The 14,638-nt window shown below is 72.7% G+C and carries 12 protein-coding genes; 6 read left to right on the top strand and 6 right to left on the bottom strand.

The genetic code is table 11. From position 1 onward, the window contains the following. Positions 1-47 precede the first annotated feature (47 nt). Positions 48-1,832 carry a DEAD/DEAH box helicase gene (locus OG332_RS16875; protein ID WP_327414256.1) on the top strand — a complete coding sequence of 595 codons (1,785 nt, stop codon included), beginning with the start codon at positions 48-50 and terminating at the stop codon, positions 1,830-1,832. 96 nt (positions 1,833-1,928) lie between these two features. On the opposite strand, the gene OG332_RS16870 is transcribed toward OG332_RS16875, so the two are convergent. Beyond that, positions 1,929-3,293: a hypothetical protein gene (locus tag OG332_RS16870; RefSeq protein ID WP_327414255.1), complete on the bottom strand. Its 1,365-nt coding sequence runs from the start codon at positions 3,291-3,293 to the stop codon at positions 1,929-1,931. Positions 3,294-3,665: 372 nt separating this feature from the next. Between OG332_RS16870 and OG332_RS16865 the strand changes: the two genes are divergently transcribed. Together OG332_RS16865 and OG332_RS16860 are read left to right on the top strand one after the other, a co-directional pair. Continuing rightward, complete coding sequence (locus tag OG332_RS16865; RefSeq protein WP_007264382.1) at positions 3,666-4,307, top strand: IclR family transcriptional regulator; 642 nt, start codon at positions 3,666-3,668, stop codon at positions 4,305-4,307. Positions 4,308-4,530: 223 nt separating this feature from the next. Next, positions 4,531-5,328: a S16 family serine protease gene (locus OG332_RS16860; protein ID WP_327414254.1), complete on the top strand. Its 798-nt coding sequence runs from the start codon at positions 4,531-4,533 to the stop codon at positions 5,326-5,328. On the opposite strand, the gene OG332_RS16855 is transcribed toward OG332_RS16860, so the two are convergent. The 3 genes from OG332_RS16855 to OG332_RS16845 all read right to left on the bottom strand — a co-directional run bounded on the left by OG332_RS16855 (position 5,258) and on the right by OG332_RS16845 (position 7,783). Then, complete coding sequence (locus OG332_RS16855; RefSeq protein WP_327414253.1) at positions 5,258-6,553, bottom strand: MFS transporter; 1,296 nt, start codon at positions 6,551-6,553, stop codon at positions 5,258-5,260. The genes OG332_RS16860 and OG332_RS16855 overlap by 71 nt on opposite strands. Then, entirely contained in the window at positions 6,550-7,206 is a 657-nt protein-coding gene (locus OG332_RS16850; protein WP_327414252.1) for an ArsR/SmtB family transcription factor, read from the bottom strand. Before OG332_RS16850 ends, OG332_RS16855 begins: the two co-directional genes overlap by 4 nt. A gap of 97 nt (positions 7,207-7,303) precedes the next feature. Next, positions 7,304-7,783, bottom strand: coding sequence for an Lrp/AsnC family transcriptional regulator (locus OG332_RS16845; protein ID WP_327414251.1), 480 nt, complete (start codon positions 7,781-7,783; stop codon positions 7,304-7,306). 141 nt (positions 7,784-7,924) lie between these two features. Here OG332_RS16845 and hppD point away from each other — a divergent pair, with 141 nt between their 5' ends. Continuing rightward, positions 7,925-9,070, top strand: a complete 1,146-nt coding sequence (gene hppD / locus OG332_RS16840) for a 4-hydroxyphenylpyruvate dioxygenase (protein ID WP_327414250.1) — start codon at positions 7,925-7,927, stop codon at positions 9,068-9,070. Positions 9,071-9,184: 114 nt separating this feature from the next. Here the strand turns inward: hppD and OG332_RS16835 are convergent, their stop codons facing one another. Continuing rightward, positions 9,185-10,726, bottom strand: coding sequence for a tetratricopeptide repeat protein (locus OG332_RS16835; RefSeq protein WP_327414249.1), 1,542 nt, complete (start codon positions 10,724-10,726; stop codon positions 9,185-9,187). Positions 10,727-10,850: 124 nt separating this feature from the next. On the opposite strand from OG332_RS16835, the gene OG332_RS16830 reads away from it, so the two are divergent. Next, positions 10,851-12,233 (top strand): FAD-binding oxidoreductase, encoded by a 1,383-nt coding sequence (locus tag OG332_RS16830; protein ID WP_327414248.1) that lies wholly within the window; start codon positions 10,851-10,853, stop codon positions 12,231-12,233. A gap of 62 nt (positions 12,234-12,295) precedes the next feature. Here the strand turns inward: OG332_RS16830 and OG332_RS16825 are convergent, their stop codons facing one another. Next, positions 12,296-12,775, bottom strand: a complete 480-nt coding sequence (locus tag OG332_RS16825) for an SsgA family sporulation/cell division regulator (RefSeq protein ID WP_327414247.1) — start codon at positions 12,773-12,775, stop codon at positions 12,296-12,298. A gap of 252 nt (positions 12,776-13,027) precedes the next feature. Here OG332_RS16825 and OG332_RS16820 point away from each other — a divergent pair, with 252 nt between their 5' ends. Beyond that, complete coding sequence (locus OG332_RS16820; RefSeq protein WP_327414246.1) at positions 13,028-14,575, top strand: RDD family protein; 1,548 nt, start codon at positions 13,028-13,030, stop codon at positions 14,573-14,575. The last annotated feature ends 63 nt before the right edge of the window (positions 14,576-14,638 follow it).

Raw genomic sequence — 14,638 nt, 5'->3', positions numbered from 1 at the left:
GCCCGGTTGTCCTACGTACGACTGCCGAGAGCGACGAACCGGAGACCGTGACTACTACCGCCTCCCACCACCTCTCACCCGCCTTCCCCGGCCGCGCCCCTTGGGGTACGGCGGGCAAACTGCGCGCCTGGCAGCAGGGAGCGCTGGACCGCTACATCGAGAAGCAGCCGCGGGACTTCCTCGCGGTCGCGACCCCCGGCGCGGGCAAGACCACCTTCGCGCTGACCCTCGCCTCCTGGCTGCTGCACCACCACGTGGTCCAGCAGGTGACCGTGGTCGCGCCGACCGAGCACCTGAAGAAGCAGTGGGCGGAGGCCGCGGCGCGGATAGGCATCCGGCTGGATCCCGAGTACTCCGCCGGGCCGCTCAGCAAGGACTACCACGGGGTCGCCGTCACCTACGCGGGTGTCGGCGTGCGCCCGATGCTGCACCGCAACCGGTGCGAGCAGCGCAAGACCCTCGTCATCCTCGACGAGATCCACCACGCCGGTGACTCGAAGTCCTGGGGCGAGGCCTGCCTGGAGGCCTTCGACCCGGCGACCCGGCGCCTGGCCCTGACCGGCACGCCCTTCCGGTCCGACACGAACCCGATCCCCTTCGTCTCGTACGAGGAGGGGAACGACGGGATCCGCCGCTCGTCCGCCGACTACACCTACGGCTACGGGAACGCGCTCGGCGACGGCGTCGTCCGGCCCGTCATCTTCCTCTCCTACAGCGGCAACATGCGCTGGCGCACCAAGGCGGGCGACGAGATCGCCGCCAAGCTCGGCGAGCCGATGACGAAGGACGCCATCTCGCAGGCCTGGCGCACCGCGCTGGACCCGCGCGGCGACTGGATGCCGAACGTGCTGCGCGCCGCCGACCAGCGGCTGACGGAGGTCAGGAAGGGCATCCCCGACGCGGGCGGCCTCGTGATCGCCTCCGACCAGGACTCGGCGCGCGCCTACGCCAAGCTGCTGCGGGAGATCACCGGCAGCAAGGCGACCGTGGTGCTCTCCGACGACACCGGCGCATCGAAGCGGATCGACGAGTTCAGTGAGGACGGCAGCCGCTGGATGGTCGCGGTCCGGATGGTGTCCGAGGGCGTCGACGTACCGCGCCTCGCGGTGGGCGTGTACGCGACGACGATCTCGACCCCGCTGTTCTTCGCCCAGGCCGTCGGGCGCTTCGTGCGCTCGCGCAGGCGCGGCGAGACCGCGTCCGTGTTCCTTCCGACCATTCCCTATCTCCTCGGCTTCGCCAACGAGATGGAGGTCGAGCGCGACCACGTCCTCGACAAGCCGAAGAAGCAGGGCGAGGACGACCCGTACGCCGAGTCCGAGAAGGAGATGGACGAGGCGAACCGGCAGGAGGACGAGGACACCGGCGAGGACGAGCAGATGTCCTTCGAGGCGCTGGAGTCCGACGCGGTCTTCGACCGGGTGCTCTACGACGGCGCCGAGTTCGGCATGCAGGCGCACCCGGGCAGCGAGGAGGAGCAGGACTACCTCGGCATCCCCGGACTGCTGGAGCCGGACCAGGTGCAGATGCTGCTGCAGAAGAGGCAGTCGCGGCAGATCGCGCACAGCCGCCGCAAGCCGGACTCCGAGGCGGACCTGCTGGAGCTGCCGGCGGAACGGCGGCCGGTGGTCTCGCACAAGGAGCTGCTGGAGCTGCGGAAGTCGCTGAACACGATGGTCGGCGCGTACGTCCACCAGAGCGGCAAGCCGCACGGGGTGATCCACACGGAGCTGCGCCGGGTGTGCGGCGGGCCGCCGAGTGCGGAGGCGACGGCGGGGCAGCTGCGCGAGCGGATCAAGAAGGTGCAGGAGTGGGCCACCCGCATGCGGTGACCTGGCGGTGATGTCACACAGAACAGGGGACGGGGTCCGTGCGGAGCGTCGCGCGGGCCCCGTCCCCTGTGACGGTCTTATGCCGTATCCCCGTGGTTACGCGGTGGGGCGACGGCGGCGGCCGGTGCCCGCGACCAGGGCCGCGCCCATGGCGAGCGCCACGCCGGCCCCGCCGAGGGCCCAGCTGGTGGCCGCGTCGGTGCCCGTCTCGGCCAGCTGACCACCGGTGGTGACCGGGGGCGTGTCCTTGACCGGGGTGGAGCCGCCGTCGGGCTTCGGCTGGTTGCCGGTGTTGCCGGTGTCGCCGCCGCCGTCGGGGGTGCCCGCGGTGATCGAGCTGTAGGCGAAGGCCACGTCGGACGTGATGCCGTCCACGCCGTGGTCGTCCGCGAGCACGACGAGGAAGATCGAGCCGACCGGGGCGTCCGCGGTGAACCTGGCCCGCAGCTGGATGTCGAACTTCGCGTCCTTGCCGACCGCGCGGTCGATGATCGTCCAGGCCGCCTGGCCCGACGGGTCGTTCTTGGCGTCGACCCAGCGCTCGCCGTCCCAGACCTCGATGGCGAGGTGCTTCGACTTGAGGGTTTCGCTGTTGTTGTCGAAGAAGACCGCGAAGCCGTAGTCGTCGATCTTCTCCTTGCCGGAGTTGTCGACGCCGAGCGAGAACGGCTGCCACGCGCCGCCCGCTGTGAAGCCGCCGGCGGGCAGGCCCTGCAGGGCGACCTTCGGTCCGTTGTTCTGCTGCTGCTCGTCGGGCGAGGTCACCTTGGACTCGTACCGGACGCGGTCCGCGGTGCCGCCCTCGGCCGTCGTGGACAGGGAGAAGCGGGAGGGCGGCGTGTCCTTGCCGAACTTCATACGAAGCTTGAGGTCGAAGACCTCGTTGTTTTCGACGTCGACGTCGGCGAGGCCGAGGCTGTAGACCTCCTCGGATCCCTCCGCCGCGACGGCGTGCCAGCCCCAGGTGCCCTTGGAGTCGGGCGCGTAGACCTCCGTCCGGATGTCGCCGGCCTCCCACCCGAAGGTGTCGAGGGTCCACAGGACCAGTTCGAGCGAGTAGTCGTCGACGGCGGGGCGGCCCGAGTTGTCCACGTGCAGGGAGAACTCGCTCCAGCCGGCGCCGGACGTGAACTCCTTCGGGAGGCCGTCCAAGGTCAGCTTCGGGGCCGAGGCGGCGGCCTTCCGGTCGGTCGTTCCGGCGCCCCCGGGCGTGACCGTCTCGGCCGGCTGCGGCTTCGGCTGGGCCTCCGGGGCAGTCGGCTGCTGCCCGGCCTCGGGCTTCGACGCCTCCGGGGCCTGCGGGGTCTCTCCGGTCTCCGGGGCGGTGTCGTCCTTCGGCGCCGCGTCCGGGGTCGTGACCGCCGGGTTGCGGACCTCGTCGGCCATGGCCGGCGTGGCCATCAGGACCGTCGGGCCGACCACCGCGGCGGCGGCGACCATGGCGATGCGCTTGAGCTTCATACGGATTTTCCCCCTTGGAACGGCCCAGGTGCGCGTGAGCGCATCCCCCCCGAGCCGAATGACCATCCTTTTGAACATGATCAGAGTAACGGGGCGGTAAAGAGCTCCTGTGGCAATTGAGGTTACGAATCGACACCGGAAGCGATCAGGAACCGGCATAAACAGGTAGCACGCGCCCGGATTCTGGACGAGCCCTTCCGCTGAGCGGACCTGCTCGCTACTGTCCCCGCATCGAACGCACCGTGGCAGCGCCGCCGCGGGAGCGCAGCCGGTGCCATGGCCGCTACCGGCGGCCTCTCCGTGCGCCGCCGCGGGACCGGCGGCGTTCCACCCCGAGAGTCACCGCCGCCCACCGAAAGAGGGAGAGGCGTCGTGACCGCGGAAACCTCCCAGACTCTCGACAGAGGGCTCAGAGTCCTCAAACTGCTCGCCGACACCGACCACGGTCTGACCGTCACCGAGCTCTCCAACCGCCTCGGTGTGAACCGCACCGTGGTCTACCGGCTCCTCGCCACGCTCGAACAGCACGCCCTGGTCCGCCGTGACCTCGGCGGCCGGGCCCGCGTCGGGCTCGGCGTGCTCCGGCTGGGCCGGCAGGTGCATCCCCTCGTACGCGAGGCCGCCCTGCCCGCGCTGCGATCGCTCGCCGAGGACATAGGGGCCACCGCGCACCTGACCCTCGTCGACGGCACCGAGGCGCTCGCCGTCGCCGTCGTGGAGCCGACCTGGACGGACTACCACGTGGCCTACCGGGCCGGCTTCCGCCACCCGCTGGACCGCGGGGCCGCCGGGCGGGCCATCCTGGCCGCCCGTCAGGGCTCCCTCATCGAACCCGGGTACACGCTGACGCACGGCGAGCTCGAAGCGGGCGCGAGCGGCGCTGCCGCGCCGCTGGTGGGGATCACCGGGCTGGAGGGCAGCGTCGGGGTCGTGATGCTGGCCGATGCGGTGCCGGAGCGGGTGGGGCCGAGGGTGGTGGACGCGGCGCGCGAGGTGGCCGACGCGCTGCGCTGAGCCGCGGGCTCGGCGGGGCTCCCGGTCGTCTGCCGGGTGCGGCGCCGTTTCCTGGGGCGCTGCCCCCGGACCCTCCCCCAGACTCCGTCCGGGGGGACCCCCAGCGCCTCACACGCCGACGGGGCTGAAAGAGCGCCTCACACGCCGGCGGGGCCGAAGTGGCCCGGCGGGGCTGAAGGGGTGGTCCGGCCGGGCCGAAGTCGTGTGCGGCTAGATTGGGCGGGTGCTCTCACGCCTCACACGTCTGTCGCGTCCCGTTGCCCTGGCCGTCTGTGCCGTGCCCGTGGTCGGGTTGTTCGTCGCCGCGGCCTTCGCGCCGTTGCCCTTCGTGGTCGCCGTTCCCGGCCCCACGTCCGACGTGCTGGGGTCCGACAAGGGCAAGCCGGTCATCACCGTCACCGGGGCGCCCGTCCGGGATACCGAGGGCCAGCTGCGGATGACGACCATCCGGGCCACCGGTCCCTCCTCGACCATGCGGCTGCACGAGCTCGTCGGCCACTGGTTCAAGACCGATCAGGCGGTCATGCCCAAGGAGGCCGTCTACTCCTCGGGCGGAAGCGACGAGGAGATCGAGAAGCACAACCTGGAGGAAATGGCCAAGTCGCAGTCGGCCGCGGCCGAGGCCGCGCTCGGCTATCTCCGCAAGGACCCCAAGGACGTGAAGGTCGAGCTCAACCTCGCCGACGTCGGCGGTCCGAGTGCCGGGCTCCTCTTCTCCCTCGGCGTCGTCAACAAGCTCGACGGCGACGGCAGTGGCGGCGATCTCACCGGCGGACGCAGCATCGCCGGTACGGGAACCATCACCGCCGACGGCACGGTCGGCGCCGTCGGCGGGGTGGCCCTGAAGACCCAGGCAGCGCGGCGCGACGGGGCGAGCGTGTTCCTCGTACCGAAGGCCGAGTGCGCGGACGCCCGGTCGGAACTCCCCGAGGGGCTGCGGCTGGTCCCCGTCACTTCGCTGACGGACGCGGTGGACTCCCTGCGTGCGCTGAAGCGGGGAGAGGACGTTCCGTCCTGCTGACGGAAGGCCCCCGGTCCAGGCCGCGCCAGGCCGGGAAGACCAGCGGGGCGAGCGTCGTCAGCAGGTAGGTGCCGCCGAACAGCAGCAGCGCCCGGCCGACCCCGAACCCGTCGACCAGCAGGCCCGCCGCCAGCCCGCCCATCGGCATGGTCAGCTCACAGCCCGCCATGGTCACCCCCGAGACGCGGCTGCGCAGCTCCTCCGGCACCTGCTCGTACATGACCGTGGTCAGGATCGGGTTGAGCACGCCCACGCCCAGGCCGGCCAGGGCCATCGTCACCGCGAGCGGCAGCGGCGTGTCGGTGAAGGCGGCCACCGCGTACCGGGTCGCCCCGGAGAGCAGGAAGGCCCCCGTGAACACCGCTCGGCGCGGGAACCGCTCGCCCCACACCCCGTAGAGCAGGGCGCCCAGCAGCGCGAAGCCGCCGAAGAGGGAGATCATCAGACCGAGCGTGGTGGCGCCGCCGAGGTGGTCCCGGCCGTGCACGGGCAGCAGTACCGAGGACCAGCCCTGGTCCAGGCCGTTGGTCATCATGACCATCACGGTGATGCCCAGCAGCAGCCGGGAGCGGATCAGGAAGGCCCAGCCCTCGGCGAGTTCGGTGCGGTACGCCGCGAAGGACACCTTCCCGGCGGCCGGCTGCGGCTCGGCGGCCGGGACCCCGCGCAGGAACGCGGCGACCAGGAGCGCCGACGCCCCGAAGGTCGCCGCGTCCAGCAGCAGCACGGTCTCGGCGCCGAACGCCGCGATCAGCACGCCGGCCACGGCGGCCCCGATCATCCGCGCCCCGCGCGAGACCGCGTCGTAGAGGCTGGCGGCGCGGGCGACGGTGGTGCCGGCGTGCTCGGCGAGGTTCGGCAGGAGCACGCCGCGGGCGGTCAGGCCGGGGGTGTGCACGAGGCCGCCGACGGCCATCAGCGCGCACAGCATCCAGAAGTCGAGCACGCCCGCGTGGTGCAGCAGCGGGATCGCGCCGACCGACAGGCCGCTGATCAGGTCGGAGGCGACGGAGATCCGGCGGCGGCCGATCCGGTCGATGACCGGTCCGCCGATCAGGGCCGCCAGGACGACGGGGAGGGTGGCGCAGAAGGCGACGACCCCGGCCCGGCCGGCGCTGCCGGTGGTCTGCAGCACGAACCACGGGACGCCGATGAGGGTGAGTGAACTTCCGGCTATGGAAATGGTGTTGGCGGCCAGTACGGCGGCCAGCGGGCGCCGGTTCACCGGGCGTGCGGGGTGCCGTCGGACCGGGTCGACGGGCGGCTGCCGGCGCCCCCGGGCGCCTCGCCGGTGCGGCGCGGGAGGGCGTGGGTGTGGAAACGGACCGTCTCCGTGCCCTCCTCCGCGGGCAGATCGCGGTAACGGTTGATCACGTCGTGCAGTTGGTGGACCAGTTCATCGGTCTGCGCGGCGGTCAGCCTCAGGGTGAAGTCGCTGAAGTCGGAGCCGGTCCGCCACTCGGTGGGCCAGGTGTGCGAGGTGGAGAGCCAGGTGTCGACCTCCTGCGCGTGGGTGGCGGCGATCTGGCGCAGGAAGACGTCGGCCGCGGTGCGCGTGGCCTCGTCGGCGCCGTCGACGAGCGTCTCGTCGAAGCGGGTGCCCTCGTGGGCGGCCCGCCACCAGCGCTCGCGGCCCTTGCCGTGCTCCGGCGCGTCCTCGACGAAGCCGTGCGCGGCGAGCTGGCGCAGGTGGTAGCTGGTGGCGCCGCTGGACTCGCCGAGGCGTTCGGCCAGCTGGGAGGCGGTCGCGGGGCCGTCCCGGCGCAGGGTGGCCAGCAGGCTCATCCGCAGGGGGTGGGCCAGGCCGCGCAGGGCGCGGGCGTCGAGGGCGCGGAGCTCGGGCTCGACGGGCTCCAACGGGTCGGGGTTCTTGGCCATGGCCCCACCGTAGAGTTGCAAAGAAATCTCTGCAATCATTTCTTTGCAACGTCTTCTTTGGAACTTTGGGCTCCGGAAAACCGGGGTCCTTCCGGGCTCAGGGCCGGGTGTCGTCCTTGGCCGCCTGCTCGACCAGCGGGATGATCCGCAGGGGTACCGGGTTCTCCATCACGATCGCCGTCGACGCCCTGACGATCCCCTCGAACCCGACGACGCGGTCGATCACCCGCTGCAGGTCGGCGTTGGACCGGGCCACGAGCCGGCACAGCATGTCCCCGTGCCCGGTGGTGGTGTGCAGCTCCAGTACCTCCGGCACCCCGTCCAGGTGGGCCCGTACGTCGGCCCCCTGCCCCTGCTTGATCTCCAGCGTGGCGAAGGCGGTCACCGGATACCCGAGGGCCGTCGGATCGACCTGCGGGCCGAAGCCGCGGATGACCCCGTTCGACTGGAGCCGGTCGAGGCGGGCCTGTACGGTCCCGCGGGCCACGCCGAGGCGGCGCGAGGCCTCCAGGACCCCGATCCGGGGCTCGCGGGCGAGCAGGACGATGAGCCGGCCGTCGAGTTCGTCGATGCCCATGGACGCCTCCGGGTGCCCACGCGTGCTCGTGGGTGGTCATAGTGCACAGATGTTTCAGCCATCCTGCGCTCAGACTGGTCAGCTTGTACAGGCAAATAGGAAACTATTGCGCAGCTTGTGGATCGGCGGGACTCTGCGCTCATGACTGAGACCCTCGACACCACCCCCCACACCGTGCGTGAGGCAGATCCCTTCCCGGTGAAGGGCATGGATGCGGTCGTCTTCGCCGTCGGCAACGCCAAGCAGGCCGCGCACTACTACTCGACCGCCTTCGGCATGAAGCTCGTGGCCTACTCCGGACCGGAGAACGGCAGCCGCGAGACGGCCAGCTACGTCCTGACCAACGGCTCCGCGCGCTTCGTGCTGACCTCGGTCATCAAGCCGGCGACCGACCACGGCCGCTTCCTGGCCGAGCACGTCGCCGAGCACGGCGACGGCGTGATCGACCTCGCCATCGAGGTCCCGGACGTCCGCGCGGCGTACGCGTACGCCGTCGAGCAGGGCGCCCGCGGCCTGGACGAGCCGTACGAGGTCAAGGACGAGCACGGCACCGTCGTGCTGGCCGCGATCGCGACGTACGGCCAGACCCGCCACACGCTGGTCGAGCGCGGCGACTACACCGGCCCGTACCTGCCGGGCTACGTGGCCGTCGACCCGATGGTCGCGCCCCCGGCCAAGCGCACCTTCCAGGCCATCGACCACTGCGTCGGCAACGTGGAACTCGGCCGGATGAACGAGTGGGTCGCCTTCTACAACAAGGTCATGGGCTTCACGAACATGAAGGAGTTCGTGGGCGACGACATCGCGACCGAGTACTCGGCGCTGATGTCCAAGGTGGTCGCGGACGGCACCAAGAAGGTCAAGTTCCCGATCAACGAGCCGGCGATCGCGAAGAAGAAGTCGCAGATCGACGAGTACCTGGAGTTCTACGGCGGCCCCGGCGTCCAGCACATCGCGCTGGCCTCGAACGACATCGTCGCGACGGTGCGCTCGATGCGCGCGGCCGGAGTCCAGTTCCTCTCCGTCCCGGACAGCTACTACGACACGCTCGGCGAGTGGGTCGGCGACACCCGGGTGCCGATCGACGAGCTGCGCGAGCTGAAGATCCTGGCCGACCGCGACGAGGACGGCTACCTGCTGCAGATCTTCACCAAGCCGGTGCAGGACCGCCCGACCGTCTTCTTCGAGATCATCGAGCGCCACGGCTCGATGGGCTTCGGCAAGGGCAACTTCAAGGCGCTGTTCGAGGCGATCGAGCGGGAGCAGGAGAAGCGCGGCAACCTCTAGGCCGCCCGCGCGGCTTCCGGGCCCCCCGGCCGACGCCGGGGGGCCCGCCCGTGTCCCGGCCGACGGCGTCGCGGCCCCGCGAGGGGAGGGCCGCGGCCGGACGGCCGGTCCCGGTCAGCGGGTGGACGGGGAAGGAGCCGGCTTCGGCTCCTGCGACGCCTTCGGTTCCTTCGGTTCCTGCGACGCCTTCGGTTTCGGCGTCGGGTTGGGCTTGGGCAGTTCCGGCTCGACCCACGGAGTGGCCGGCTGCAGGTGCTCCGGGCCGCCCGGCGCCGGCTGGCCGATCGCCGTCAGCGCCTCCTTCGCCAGCGGCCCGCGCAGCGGCGAGAAGTACGGGTTCGTCCGCATGGTCTCCTGGAGGTGGCGGCGGGCCGCCGCCACGTCCCCGAGGCCGCGCTCGATCATCGCCCGGTGGTACGAGAAGTCGGCGCTGCGCAGGCCCTGTTCCGTGGCCTTCTTCGCGTACTCCAGCGCCGCCGCGTCCTCGCCCGCCCGGTGCAGGGCCCACCCCAGCGCGTCCGCGACCTGCACGCTCTTGTGCCGCGACCACTCCTGCGACAGGCGCCGCACCGCCGCCTCCGGATCACCGTGGTCCGCCTCGTACAGGCCGAGGACCACGTCGTCGTCGACGCCGTTCTGCCCGTCCCGCGCCGTCATCGAACCGAGCATGTCGTACGGCACGCGTGCCTCCTGGGCCCGGCCCAGCGACTCCAGCAGCTCGCCCAGCTCCCGCGCCAGCTGCGGCACCGGGGTCCGCCCCAGCGCCAGCCGGTAGTCCCGCACCGCCTCCCCGGAACGTCCCAGCGCGGCCAGCGCACGGGCCCGGCCGCCCAGCGCCTCCGCCTGCGCCGGATCCGTCCGCAGCGCGCCTTCGTAGTGCCGCAGCGCCTCCGTCGCGTCGCCCCGCTCCCAGCACAGCTCCCCGAGCCGGAACAGCGCGTACGCCTTCTCCGCGGGCGCCTTCGCCGCGCCCGCCGCCTGCTCCATCGACATCACCGCGTCCTCGCGCCAGCCGCGGTCCCGGTAGACCTGCGAGGCCCTCACGTACGCCGCCAGGCCCGGCCGCAGCTCCAGCAGCAGCTCCATCGCCTTCTGGGCGCCCTTGTAATCGCCGAGCCCGGTGTACGCGTCCACGAGCACCGGGTACGCCGTCCACCGCTTCGGCGCCTGCGCCCGTACGAGCTCGCCCCACTTCTTGGCGTTCCCGAAGTCCCGACGGGCATTGGCCAGCGCGCCCATGCCCGTCATCGCGTCGAAGTTGCCCTTCTCGGCCGGGCGGACCTCCAGCGAGCGCTTCAGCGCCTTCTCCGCCTTCGGGAACCAGCCCGAGTCCGCCGTGCGCCGGGCCTGTTCGAGGTAGGCGGAGCCGAGGACCGCCCACGAGGCGTCGTCGTCCGCGTGCTTCGCGACCCACTTCTCCCGGTCCGCCACCAGCGCCGTCAGGTCCACCGCGGCCGCGGGCGCACCCATGCCCACCGCCGAGGCCGCGCGCTCGCTCGGCCCCGGCGGGCGGGCGTCGTCACCGGTCCGGGCGGGGCGGATCAGCAGGGCCCCGGCGATCAGGACCACGGCGACCGCGGCGGCCACGAGCGTCTTGCGGCCGGTGAAGGTCACGGGCGGCGCCGGTGTCTGCGTTTCCTCGTCGATACGGTCCATGGGGTCACTGTGCGTCAATATGAAGAGTTCGCGGAGGTGCCCGAAGAGGGGCGCGGGCGTGTTCACACCGATGGTCCCGCGACGACCTCTGGGAGGGGCCCCACCGGGGTGCCAGGCTGGTCCCATGGATGACGATCTCTCCGCACGTCTGCGAGCGAACCTCCTCGAAGGGCTCCCGGCCGACGCCCTGCTCACCGACCCCCAGGTGACCACCTCCTACGCCACCGACATGGCCGGCTTCTGCGCCGCCGGGACCCCGGCCGTCGTCGTACTGCCCCGGACCGTCGAACAGGTCCAGCACGTCATGCGCACCGCCACCGCCCTACGGATCCCCGTCGTCCCACAGGGCGCCCGCACGGGCCTGTCGGGCGGCGCCAACGCCTGCGACGGCTGCATCGTGCTGTCCCTGGTGAAGATGGACCGGATCCTGGAGATCAGCGCCGTCGACCGGATCGCCGTCGTCGAGCCGGGCGTGGTGAACGCCGTGCTTTCACGTGCCGTCGCCGAACAGGGCCTGTACTACCCGCCCGACCCCTCCAGCTGGGAGCAGTGCACCATCGGCGGCAACATCGGCACCGCCTCCGGAGGCCTGTGCTGCGTCAAGTACGGGGTCACCGCCGAGTACGTGCTCGGCCTCGACGTGGTCCTGGCCGACGGGCGGCTGCTGCGCACGGGCCGCCGAACCGCGAAGGGCGTCGCCGGATACGACCTCACCCGGCTCTTCGTCGGCTCCGAGGGCAGCCTCGGCGTCGTCGTCCAGGCCGTCCTCGCGCTCAGGCCCGCGCCGCCCCGGCAGCTCGCCCTGGCCGCCGAGTTCCCCTCGGTCGCGGCCGCCTGCGAGGCCGTCTGCGCCGTCATGGAGGCGGGCCTGACCCCCTCGCTGCTGGAACTGATGGACCGTACGACCGTCCGCGCCGTCAACGCCCTCGGCAAGATGGGCCTGCCGGAGGCCACCGAAGCCCTCCTCATGGCCGCCTTCGACACCCCGCACGCCCCGGAGGACCTCGCGGCCGTGGGGGAGCTGTGCACCGCCGCCGGGGCCACCGCCGTCGTGCCCGCCGAGGACGAGGCGGAGTCGGAACTGCTGCTGCAGGCCCGCCGGATGTCCTTCCCCGCGCTGGAGGCCCTGCGGCCCGCGACGATGATCGACGACGTGTGCGTACCGCGCTCGCGGCTCGGCGAGATGCTGGACGGGACGGCCGCCATCGCCCGCGCCCACGACCTGCTCATCGGGGTCTGCGCGCACGCCGGAGACGGCAACACCCACCCGATCGTCTGCTTCGACCCCGCCGACGAGGACGAGGTGCGGCGGGCCCGCGAGTCCTTCGGCGCGATCATGGCGCTGGGGCTGGAGCTGGGCGGGACCATCACCGGCGAGCACGGGGTCGGCGTCCTGAAGAAGGAGTGGCTCGCCCGCGAACTCGGCCCGGTGGGGCTGGAGATGCAGCGCGCCGTCAAGCAGGCCTTCGACCCGCTGGGGCTCCTCAACCCGGGCAAGCTCTTCTGACTCCGACTCCGACTCCGACTCCGACTCCGGCGCCGGCCGTACGGTACCGGGGCCGTCCGGCATCACAGGTCCCCGTCCGCAGACTCGTCCGACGGCCACGGGTCGCGCAGCCACAGGTCATCGGCGGGGGTCGGGGTGAGCAGCTCGGCCAGGGCCGCGTCCAGGCCGAGCCGCTCTGCCTCGGTGCCGGGCGGGACCATGCGCAGGGTGCGCTCCAGCCAGGCCGACACGGAGCCGGCGGGGGCCTCCAGGAGGGCGTCGCCGTCGGGGGAGCTGAGCGCCATGCAGAGGACGGACTTGTTGTCGACCTTGGTGGGCCAGATCCGGACGTCGCCGTGGCCGCACGGGCGGAAGACCCCCTCGACGAGCAGCTCGCGGGCGAAGGTCCAGTTGACGGGGGTGCTGGAGCCGGTGTGGAAGGTGATGTGGACGGCGTACGGGTCGTCCGTGAGGTAGAGGAGCCGGGCCGGGACGGGGATGCTGCGCTCGGGGGACAGGACCAGCTTCAGTTCCAGCTCGCGCTCGATGACGGGGTGGTGCATGACGGCCTCACTTCGGTTCGGTGCCGGGGCCTGATGGCGCCCCACACCCCGAGAGAGCGCCGATGTGCCCGGGTATGACGCGAGTTCCTGCAACGAACCGGAGATTGGCTGAATTCATTCGGCTGACCGAAAAGCGTTGGGGCGACGTTCGCTCAATGGCTTGGATTCTCCCGTTACCGGACCTGTCGGGCCGAGGTTCTTGGCTATGGTCCTCCCTTGCACAAGCCTCAAGCCACGATCGGAGTTGGGGACATGACGGCCTCCCCTGGTGACGGCGAGCACGCGGCCCGCGAGGGCTACTACCCCGATCCGTCCATCCCCGGATTCATCCGGTACTGGAACGGTGCGGCCTGGGTGCCGGGCACGAGCCGCCCCGCCCCCGCCCAGGAGACGGGGCCGGTGTTCCTGGACGAGACCTCCGTGACCGAGGCGCTGCCGGAGCCCGAAACGGAACGCGCGCGCGAACGGGAACGCGAACCGGAACGGGAACGCGAACCGGAACGCGGGCCGGAAGCCGTCGCCGAGCCCGAACCCGCGGTGTGGCAGGCCGACCCCCTGCACCAGGCCGGCTTCGGCGGGCCCCGCGACCACCGGGTCTCGTGGGGCAGCCCGCCCGAGCCCGAGCCCGAGCCCGAGCCCGAGCCCGAGCCCGAGCCCGAGCCCGAGCCCAAGCCCGAGCCCGAGCCCGAGCCCAAGCCCAAGCCCGAGCCCGAGCGGGGGGCCGGCCAGGCCGCCGCCCGGCCGACGGGGATCTCCCTGGCCCGTACGGCGGCCGCCGCGGCGGCGCCCGCACGGCTTCCCGCGCAGGCCTCCACGGGAATCCTGTCGGCGCGCTCCCCGGCCGCGCAGGCTCCCGCCCCGGCCGCTGCTGCCCCGGCCCCGGTCGCCCCCGCCCCCGTCGCCCCGGCATGGCCCGACGCACCCGGAGCCGGAGAGTCCGGAGTCACCTCCTCCTGGCCCGGGGCAGCCGCCCCCTCCCGGCCCGCCGCCCCGGCCCCCGCCGCCTCCCGGGCCGCCGCCCCCGCCCCCGCCCCCGCCCCCGCCCCCTCCCGGCCCGCCGCCCCGGCCGATCCGCACCCGGAGGCCGAGCTCCCCGCCGCCCCCCGCCCCGGCACGGCGCAGGCCGCCGAGGCACCCCGGCCCGAGGTGTGGGCGCCCCGGCCCGCGGGAGTCCGCCCGAAGGTGCCCGGCGCCGCGGCGCCGGCCCCGGCGGAGCCCCGGTCCAAGGGCTGGGAGCCGAGCGGGTCCGAGGGCGACCGCCCGGGGAGCTCCGCCTCCCGCCCGGCAGGCACCCGTACGCACCGTGAGGTGTTCGAGCGCATGGCCGAACGGGCGGTGCGCCCCGCCGGGCTGGTGCGCAGAGCCGTGGCCCGCGCGCTGGACTCCCTCGTCCTCGCCGCCGTCGCCGCGGCCGTCGCCCGGCCCCTCCTCCCCGAGGCCACCGCCCACGTGCAGGCCAAGGTCGACGCCGCCCGCACCAGCGGACGCACCACCACCGTCTGGCTGTTCGACACGACCATCGCCGGCCACCTGGGCGTGGTCCTCGGCGCGGTCCTCCTCTTCGGAGTGCTGTACGAGGCGCTCCCCACGGCCCTCTGGGGCCGCACCCCGGGCAAGAAGCTGCTCGGCGTGCGCGTGCTGTCCACCGCCACCCTGCGCCCGCCCGGCTTCGGCGCGGCCCTGCTCCGCTGGCTCGTCTACGCCTTCCTCGGCGTCCTGGGCAGCCTCTGGTGCCTCGTGGACCGCCCGCGCCGCCAGGCCTGGCACGACAAGGCGGCGAGGACCTACGTGGCCCGCTAGCCCGGCACGACCGGCCCCCTGCCGACCCGCCGGAGGCAACCGGCGCAGCCGACCGGACGTCTC

Source organism: Streptomyces sp. NBC_01233, assembly GCF_035989305.1.
GTDB lineage: Bacteria > Actinomycetota > Actinomycetes > Streptomycetales > Streptomycetaceae > Streptomyces.
The sequence above is the reverse complement of the archived record's forward strand: the minus strand, read 5'-3'. Positions and strand labels throughout refer to the sequence as shown.

Bases quoted from the DNA above. Each gene is read 5' to 3' on its own strand.
- OG332_RS16870 (WP_327414255.1), bottom strand. From the start codon at position 3,293: ATGAAGCTCAAGCGCATCGCCATGGTCGCCGCCGCCGCGGTGGTCGGC.
- OG332_RS16850 (WP_327414252.1), bottom strand. From the start codon at position 7,206: ATGGCCAAGAACCCCGACCCGTTGGAGCCCGTCGAGCCCGAGCTCCGC.
- OG332_RS16845 (WP_327414251.1), bottom strand. From the start codon at position 7,783: ATGGGCATCGACGAACTCGACGGCCGGCTCATCGTCCTGCTCGCCCGC.
- hppD (WP_327414250.1), top strand. From the start codon at position 7,925: ATGACTGAGACCCTCGACACCACCCCCCACACCGTGCGTGAGGCAGAT.
- OG332_RS16835 (WP_327414249.1), bottom strand. From the start codon at position 10,726: ATGGACCGTATCGACGAGGAAACGCAGACACCGGCGCCGCCCGTGACC.
- OG332_RS16830 (WP_327414248.1), top strand. From the start codon at position 10,851: ATGGATGACGATCTCTCCGCACGTCTGCGAGCGAACCTCCTCGAAGGG.
- OG332_RS16825 (WP_327414247.1), bottom strand. From the start codon at position 12,775: ATGCACCACCCCGTCATCGAGCGCGAGCTGGAACTGAAGCTGGTCCTG.
- OG332_RS16820 (WP_327414246.1), top strand. From the start codon at position 13,028: ATGACGGCCTCCCCTGGTGACGGCGAGCACGCGGCCCGCGAGGGCTAC.